At 61.7% G+C, this 4,414-nt stretch carries 1 protein-coding gene; it reads right to left on the bottom strand.

All coding sequences use genetic code 11. The features are described 5' to 3' along the window. Window positions 1-506 precede the first annotated feature (506 nt). Window positions 507-4,373: a chemotaxis protein CheB gene (locus ACGLHR_RS50755; protein WP_400103576.1), complete on the bottom strand. Its 3,867-nt coding sequence runs from the start codon at window positions 4,371-4,373 to the stop codon at window positions 507-509. Window positions 4,374-4,414 lie beyond the last annotated feature (41 nt).

Raw genomic sequence — 4,414 nt, 5'->3', positions numbered from 1 at the left:
GCCAAAGTCACCATGAGAAAATCGTACGGATTCCGAACCTTCAGGGCGACGGAAATCGCGCTATATCATGCACTTGGAAGCCTTCCCGAGCCTTCGTCAACCCACACATTTTTCTGACGAACCATTTTTTTCGGTGCCACCGCGCCCACGACGGAAACGGGACGCTTGCCACTTCGTGGCCGCCCGCGCCGCGAGCGACAGGCGGCATGAAACAAGTGGTGGTGGCTACCGGTGGGGGCCACCACGAATCCCCGGGCATTGGCAGCGTCGTGGTGGTCTAAACTGGTAACGGCACGAGTCAGTTAGAACCCAGGGCCGTACGACGAAATCATTGGAGTCCCCAATGACGCCACGCCAGCCTCCTGCAAGGATCGCTTTCTTTTGGTTACTTTTCTTTACGAGTAAAGAAAAGTGACATCTCACACGTTCTAAAACGGCCAACCCCGTACAGCCGCGACAGCAGCTAGAAGCGCCAAAACACGTCCAGCCCATCAACCATCAAAACACTAGGAGACCGGCGGAGAACTCTGCGAGGGAGCGCTTCCTTCTTCGCGGCTGTGGCGCCACGAAGCGATAAACGTGTTCAATTCGCGGAGATCCGCGGGCTTGACAAGATAGTGGTCGAAACCCGCGTCGCGTGACCGATGCCGGTGCTCCGCCTGTCCATATCCGCTGAGGGCGACCAATAGCACATGCCGGTGTTCCGGCATCGAGCGGATCCGATGCGCAACCTCGTAGCCATCCATACCAGGCAACCCGATATCGAGCAGTACCACGTCGGGCCGAAAACTTCGCAAGTAGCTTAGTGCCGTCTCTCCGTCTTCCGCGACTTGTACCTCGTGCCCATAAAGGCTGAGCAGCGCCGCGCTGCTTTGCGCCCCGTCTGCGTTGTCGTCGACCACCAGGATGCGTTGGGATGGCACCTCGACCGTATCGCCTCGATCGCCTTCCGATGGTGGATCTGCCGGCGTTCCCTGGGGCAGCACCGGAAGCCGCACAACGAACTTGCTGCCCCGGCCCCGGCCTTCGCTCGAAGCCCGCACGGAGCCCTGGTGCAACTCGACCAGGCGCTTGACCAGCGCCAGGCCAAGCCCGAGACCAGCGGAGCGCCGGTCAAGCGATGGCTCCGCCTGCACGAAGATCCGGAAAATGTTGGGAATGAACGCGGCCTCCATACCGATGCCGCTATCGATGACGGTCAGCACAGCCTCTTCGCCTTGCCGCTCCAGAACAAGTTGAACCTCACCCTGCGCAGGTGTGTACTTGATCGCATTGCCCAGCAGGTTATTCACGATCTGCTCAAGCCGCATGACGTCGCCGTTCACGACCAGCGGTTCGTCCGGTATCGAGAGCGTCAGCCGATGCTGGCGCGCCGCGGCATTTGCGCGCAGCGACTCAGCGGCGTGCCGCACGGCGACCCCGAGATCGACAAGCCGGGACCTGAGTGAAATGATGCCGCGAGTGATTCGCGAAACATCCAGCAGATCGTCCACGAGCCCGATTTCGTGCTCAAGTTGCCGGTGGACTGCCGCTTGTGCCGATTTGATGGTCGCCTCATCGGCGACGCCGCTTTTCCAGATCTGGAAACCATTGCGAATCGCCGCCAGGGGATTGCGCAGTTCGTGGGCCAGCATGGCGAGAAATTCATCCTTCTGCCGATCGGCATCCTCAAGCCGTGCCATATCGTCGCGCTGTTGCGTGACGTCCTGAATGGTGAGCAGAATGAGCGCCTGCGCCGGCCAGGCAATGCGCAGCGCGTTCACGCGCATCGTGCGCACCCCGACGCGCGGAAACAAATGCGTGATCTGATAGTCGCGAACGACGCGCCGCTGCGGAAGAATGTCCTCGAGCAATTCGCGCAAGGCGGGGATATCCCATTGCCCATCGCCAATCGCGTAGAACCGCATGCCGACCGTCGTCTCGGCCGTGGTTGAAAAGGTCTGGTACAAGGCGGAGTTCGCCCGCACGATGCGCAGTTCGGCGTCCAGCACCACAACCGGATCTGCAATGGTCTCGATGATGGCCTCGGCATAGTCCCGCGCCCGGGTCATCTCTTCATGCAGTGCCTTGAGTTCGCGCACGCGGTAGCGCAATTCGTCGTTGGTGGTGGAAAGCTCTTCGTTGATGGACTGGAGCTCCTCCTTCGCAGTCCCCAGCTCTTCGTTCGTGCTGCGAAACTCCTCATTGCTGGATAGCAGCTCCTCCTCGCTCGACTTCAGCTCCTCCCGCGCGCTTTCATGCTCCTCGAGTGTCGCCCGAAGCCGCTCCCGAGTGGCATTAAGCTCTGCGGTGAGCCGCGCGATCTGCCCGTCTTTGTCACCAGGGGAATGCACAGCCTTCTGGCCAATGCCCTTTTGCAAGGCCTCTAGCATCCAGGCCTTGAACGGTCCGGGCGCGGCAGCAGGCATGAGGGCAGATCGCGACTGCACATCTCCGAAGAAAACCAGAAACCATTTTCCGTCAGTACCGGCGATTTGCACGGGATGCACTTCCAGGCTGGTCTCCGATGCCGTGCCCCCGGCTGCGTCCAAACCCGACTTTCGAACTGCTACCCCTTCCTGAAGGACCTGCTTGACCGCTTCAGTCACCGCCAGGAACACTTCAGGCTTGGCGAGCCGCTGGAGATTGCTGCTCGGCGGCCCGTCGGGATTGACGAGCCACGCGCTCGTGTCCCCGCGATACTCGACGATATTCAGGTCCTCGTCGCACAGGACGGACGGGGGCGCGTAGCGCGCCAGCGCCTTGCGGTCTGCCTCCTGGCGCAGCCGCGCCCCGCTTGTGGGTTCCCGCTTGTCGGCTGTCATCTGCGCCACGCCCTCGGACGACTCCGGCGTGGAGACCCCGCTAGATACGCCGCTGCGCAGGCGATCCGGGCGCGGCTTCCTGATATACAGCCTGGCGCGCTTGTTCTCCAGGACACCAAAATACTCGGAGAACGCGCCTACCGTCTCCGATGGGCCTAGCATCAGCACGCCTTCGGCGCGCAGCGCATAGTGAAATACCGGAATCACATTGCGCTGCAGGACCGGGTCAAGGTAAATCAGCAGGTTGCGGCAACTCACCAGATCCATGCGGGAGAACGGCGGATCGGCGGCAATGTTATGGCGCGCGAAGGTGCAGAGATCGCGCAGTGACTTGTCGATCCGGTAGTGATCGCCGTCGCGCACAAAAAAGCGCTTCAGGCGCTCGGCGCTGACGTTGCGAGCGATGTTCTCGATATAGCGTCCCGCCCGCGCGGTCTCCAGGGCGTCCAGGCTCACGTCGGTCCCGAAGATCTGAATGGGGGTGCTGGCGACGCGCTCTCCCAGATACTCAACAAGACACATGGCGACGGAATACACCTCCTCGCCGCTTGCGCAGCCCGGGACCCATATCCGTATGGGTACGTTTGCGTTTCGCTCACCCAGGATACGCGGGAACACGGTCTGGACCAGTGCCTCGAATGCGTCAGGATCGCGGAAGAACTCGGTCACGCGGATCAGGAGATCCCGTCCGAGTGCTAGTGACTCGGCCGGATCGGATTCCAGTACCTGACTGTAGTCCGCCAGCGATGAAATCTGCCGCAGCGCCATTCGTCGCGACAGCCTGCGCTCCACCGTGCCGCGCTTGTAGTGGGTGAAGTCGATGCCGCAAGCGTTGTAAAGCAGCCGGAACACGTGTCGCAACCCACGGCCGGCAGGATGCTCCGGCCGGCTGTCGTCAAGATCGCTCCCCGACGAGACGTGCGGCTTATCCGCGATTCGCTTGATCTCTTCCGCGATCTCCCGTGGGGACATGACGAAATCGACACAACCGGTGCCAATGGCCGCATTCGGCATGCTTGCGAATCTTGCGGATTGCTCATCCTGCGCGAATGTGATGCCACCCTCGCGCTGGATCGCACGCAGGCCAAGTGCGCCATCCGATCCGCTGCCTGACAGGACTACGCCGATGGCGTGCGCCCCCTGGTCTGTGGCCAGCGAATCAAACAAGTCATCTACGGGCATAGGCGGACCCAGCGCGGCTTCTCGCGGCAGGAGGCGAATGCGTCGTTGGTCCACCAGCATGCGGGCGTTCGGCGGAATGACGTACACGTGGCCCGCGTCGATCGACATCCCCTCGCTCCCCTCCAGGACCACCATATCCGTGTGCGAGGAGAGGATCTCGGGCAAAAGACTATGCCGGGAGGGATCGAGATGCTGCACCACCAGAAACGCCGCGCCGCCCGCAGCGGACATCGCCACGAGGAGTTCGGAAATCGCCTCAAGGCCCCCTGCGGATGCGCCAATGCCAACTATTGGAAAGGAGGGGGATGAGGTGTCCGGAATTGTTAGGGATGTATCACTCACAGAGTGGGTACCCGAGTTCGACAGTTTGAGCCCGATTTTCGGCATTTCTGACCGTCGCCCCTAGCACTGGCGCGGCTTCCAGGGTC

Origin of the sequence: Cupriavidus sp. CuC1 (genome assembly GCF_044627735.1) — a bacterium.
Lineage (GTDB): Bacteria > Pseudomonadota > Gammaproteobacteria > Burkholderiales > Burkholderiaceae > Cupriavidus > Cupriavidus ulmosensis.
Note: the sequence above shows the minus strand (reverse complement) of the source record. Positions and strands in the feature narration are given on the sequence as shown.